The organism is Candidatus Angelobacter sp. (assembly GCA_035607015.1).
GTDB lineage: Bacteria > Verrucomicrobiota > Verrucomicrobiia > Limisphaerales > AV2 > AV2.
The window spans coordinates 1-4,115 of record DATNDF010000254.1 but is presented as its reverse complement, the minus strand read 5'-3'; the positions used below and the strand labels follow the sequence as shown (position 1 = coordinate 4,115).

The window sequence follows — 4,115 nt, the reverse complement described above, 5'->3', positions numbered from 1 at the left end:
CGCCTTTGCGCGCAGGTCGGCGACGTCGATGTTGCCGTTGGTATCGCACGCGACGGCGACGACATTCATGCCGGCCATGACGGCACTGGCGGGGTTCGTGCCGTGTGCGGAGGTGGGAATCAAACAGACGTTGCGATGCGTGTCGCCGCGCGATTCGTGATACGCGCGGATGACGAGCAACCCGGCGTATTCGCCCTGCGAGCCGGCGTTGGGCTGGAGCGAAATGCCAGCGAACCCGGTGATTTCCGCGAGCCAGGTTTCGAGTTGCTCAAACATCTTCTGATAACCGCGCGTTTGTTTGATGGGCGCGAACGGATGAATCTTCGCGAACTCCGGCCACGACACGGGGAACATTTCCGCCGCGGCGTTGAGTTTCATGGTGCATGAGCCGAGCGGAATCATCGAAGCCGTGAGCGACAGGTCGCGCGATTCGAGGCGCTTGATGTAGCGAAGCATCTCGGTCTCGGAGTGGTAGCGGTTGAAGACGGGGTGCTGGAGGAAAGGCGTGGTGCGCTTAAATTGGTCGCGGAAGCCAACCTCCAGCTCCTCCAAACTCTTTTCAAAGCTGACCGCGTCAACGGTCGTGCCCGTGAAAATTGAAATCAGTTCTGCCAAAACTGCGGTGTTCGATGTTTCATCGAACGAAACCAAGATCAGATTCGCTCCGAGTGAGCGTAAGTTGATTGAGCGTTCAGTTGCACGCTGGAGAATTTCATCTCGTTTCTTGGTTGATTCACATTCCACGCCAACCGTGTCGAAAAACTCGGCGTAATCAACGGTGAAGCCTTTTGTCATGACAGCGGCCGCGAAGCTGTCGGCGATGATGTGAATGCGCTTGGCAATCTTTTTCAATCCCTTCTGCCCGTGATAACAGGCATAGAGCGAAGCCATATTCGCGAGCAATGCCTGCGCCGTGCAGATGTTGCTGGTGGCTTTCTCGCGGCGGATGTGTTGCTCGCGAGTGCCGAGCGCAAGACGCAGCGCGGGTTTGCCGCGTGAATCTTTGGACACACCAACGATGCGCCCAGGCATCTGGCGTTTGAATTCGTCACGAGTGGCAAAGAACGCGGCGTGCGGTCCGCCGTAACCGAGCGGAACACCGAAGCGTTGCGCGCTGCCAACCGCGATGTCCGCGCCGAATTCCCCCGGCGGCTTGATGAGCGTGAGCGCGAGCAAATCAGTCGCGACCGTTACCATCGCGCCAGCTGAGTGAGCTTTCTCAACAAACGGAGAGTAATCGTGAATCGCGCCGAACGTATCGGGATATTGAACGAGCGCGCCGAAGACCTGGTCGTTGAACTCAAACTTCTCGTGGTTGCCGATCACTACTTCAATCTTGAGCGCGCGTGCGCGGCTGCGGACAACTTCGATGGTTTGCGGATGGCAGCCTTCGGAGATGAAGAACGTGTTCCGGCCATCCTTTAAGCGGTGCGACATCGTCATCGCTTCGGCAGCAGCCGTGGCCTCGTCGAGCATGGAAGCGTTGGCGATATCGAGCGCGGTGAGTTCACTCGCCATCGTCTGGAAATTCAGCAGCGCTTCGAGGCGGCCCTGGGAAATCTCGGCTTGATAGGGTGTGTATTGGGTGTACCAGCCGGGATTCTCCAACACGCCGCGCTGGATGACCGGCGGCGTGATGCAATCGTAGTACCCTTGTCCGATAAATGAACGGAAAACCTGGTTTTGCGCCGCGAGTTGTTTCAACTCCCCCAGCGCCTCCTGTTCACTTAGTGCCGCGGGGAGATGGAGCGGGTGTGGAAGGCGTATTTTTTCCGGCACGGCCGCGCGGGCCAAAGCGTCGAGCGAATCAAAACCGACCAGTTTGAGCATCTCCGACGCTTCGGCGGGATTGGGGCCAATGTGACGATGTGCAAAGCAGTCAGGATGTTTGAGCAAATTCACGAGAGCAGCGGCGGGCGGCGGGGTTTTGGTATCGGCGTGCGGTTTTTCTTCGGCGGTTTCCGTTGCGAACATGGCAGGAAAGTAAGGGCCGGTCGAGGCAAAGCAAGCGGGATTTGCCAGCAGGCAGGGGAATGAGCGTCATTAAGATGTTTTGTCATGGCGGTGGGGGCGGGATGCGATAAATTCGACCTGTGCCGGGCCAGCGACAGCGTCCGATATTGATTGCCGCGATAATTCTCGTGGTTGCCTGGGTTGCGGCCATTGCCGGCTACACGCTGGCGAAGAATTCCAGAATGTCAGCCGCCAGGGTCCGGGCGTACGCGGAATCGGTGGATTTGAGGAAACTGTCGGGATCCGAACGGGCAAAGGCAATTCGCGGTCTGGCGGAGCGGCTGAACCGGCTGTCGCCGGAGGAACGCCGCAAGGCGCGATTGGAGCGCGTTTCAGAACAGTGGTTCGGAGAGATGACGGACGACGAGAAGGAGACTTTCGTCGAGCTGACAATGCCGACCGGGTTCAAGCAGATGCTCGCGTCGTTCGAACAGTTGCCCGAGGACAAACGGCGCAAGTCGATTGACGACGCGATGAGACGTCTCAAGGAAGCGCAGGCGCAGACCGGAGAGGATGGCGAGGCCGCGCCCGCGGCAGGGACCAATACACCGCCGGCGCTGAGCCGGGAATTGCAGGACAAGATCGCGAAGATCGGGTTGAAAACATTTTACAGCGAAAGCTCGGCCCAGACGAAAGCGGAGCTGGCGCCGATGCTCGAAGAATTGCAACGGACGATGGAGAGCGGGCGAATGTTCCGGGGCGGACGTTAGTATGATGCCCGTTGAATCAGGCGCCCGGTCCGCAGTGGCTTTCACCCTGATTGAATTGCTGGTGGTGCTGGCGATCATCGGTGTGCTGGCGGGATTGCTCCTGCCGGCAGTGAGCAGGGCGAAGGAGGCGGGCCGCGCGACCGCGTGTCTGAGCAACCTCCGGCAAGTCGGCATCGCCCTGCAACTTTACACGCAGGACAATGACAATCATCTGCCGGTGATGCGCGACAAGTCATTCGACACGAATTCGCCGCCAACGAATGCGCTGCCCGGTCCCGACGGGGTGCTCTCGAATTACCTCGGAGCCGTCAAACTTTTGCAATGTCCGTCGGACCGCAAACAGATATACGAGCAAACCGGTTCCAGCTATTCGTGGAACAGCCTGCTCAACGGCCAGGACTCCGACCGGCTTAAGGTGTTGAACATGGATTTCGATCCGCACCAGATTCCGGTATTCTTCGACAAGGAGGCGTTTCACAGCGCGCGCGGCGCGAAGAAGGGCGTGAACTATCTTTACGCCGATGGACACATCAAGAACCTGCTGGCGATTGAGGGAACGAAGTGATCCGGCTCACTCAGATACGAAAGAAGTTCGGCCAGCGCGTCGCGGTGGACGGTCTGACGTTGCACGTCCCAAAAGGCGAAATCTTTGGGTTGCTGGGTCATAACGGCGCCGGCAAGAGCACGGCCATCGGCATGATGCTCGGCCAGGTCTGGCCGACGGCCGGTGAGGTATTGGTTTGTGGCCACGACGTCACAACGCGGCGGCAGGCGGCGCTGAAAAACGTCGGCGCGATCTTCGAAACACCCGTGTTTTACGACTACCTCAGCGGCTGGCGGAATCTGGAAATTCTGAGCCATTACACGGCGCCGACACCGGAAACGCGGATCCGCGAGGTGATCGACTGGGTGGGGTTGAGCGGGCGCGAGAAATCCAAGGTGAAAACCTATTCGCACGGAATGCGCGCGCGGCTGGCGCTGGCGCAGGCGCTGTTGCCACAGCCGGAGTTGTTGATTCTGGATGAGCCGAGTGACGGACTCGATCCCGAGGGCATTCACGAAATGCGCCAGACGATCCGCCGGCTGCATCGCGAACTGGGGCTCACGATTTTTCTGTCGTCGCATTTGTTGAGCGAAGTTGAACAGCTTTGCACGCGCATCGCGGTGATGAACCAGGGGCGGAAGGTGTTTGAGGGCGCGCTGGCGGAAGCCAAGCAGGCGAGGGATTGGGTCCGGCTGCGCACAAATGATTTTGGCCGGGCGGTCAAACTCTTGCGCGGGGAAGAATTGATCGTCGATGACCGGGACGGTGAATTCATCGCCCTCGCGACCGGTGTCGGGACCGGGGTCGTGGTCCGGCGGCTGGTGGAGCAGGGGATGGAAGTTTACGAA

At 59.3% G+C, this 4,115-nt stretch carries 4 protein-coding genes; 3 read left to right on the top strand and 1 reads right to left on the bottom strand.

Annotated elements, in window-relative coordinates; translation table 11 throughout:
* On the bottom strand, positions 1 to 1,974 hold a 1,974-nt coding region (gcvP, locus tag VN887_10295), incomplete at its 3' end, for an aminomethyl-transferring glycine dehydrogenase (GenBank protein ID HXT40402.1).
* Positions 1,975 to 2,093: 119 nt separating this feature from the next.
* Between gcvP and VN887_10290 the strand changes: the two genes are divergently transcribed.
* The 3 genes from VN887_10290 to VN887_10280 all read left to right on the top strand — a co-directional run.
* Positions 2,094 to 2,723: a hypothetical protein gene (locus VN887_10290; GenBank protein HXT40401.1), complete on the top strand. Its 630-nt coding sequence runs from the start codon at positions 2,094 to 2,096 to the stop codon at positions 2,721 to 2,723.
* A gap of 1 nt (position 2,724) precedes the next feature.
* Positions 2,725 to 3,288, top strand: coding sequence for a type II secretion system protein (locus VN887_10285; protein HXT40400.1), 564 nt, complete (start codon positions 2,725 to 2,727; stop codon positions 3,286 to 3,288).
* Positions 3,285 to 4,115: ABC transporter ATP-binding protein (locus tag VN887_10280; GenBank protein ID HXT40399.1), on the top strand; the 831-nt coding region annotated here is incomplete at its 3' end. The genes VN887_10285 and VN887_10280, both read left to right, overlap by 4 nt.

Bases quoted from the DNA above. Each gene is read 5' to 3' on its own strand.
- VN887_10285 (HXT40400.1), top strand. From the start codon at position 2,725: ATGATGCCCGTTGAATCAGGCGCCCGGTCCGCAGTGGCTTTCACCCTG.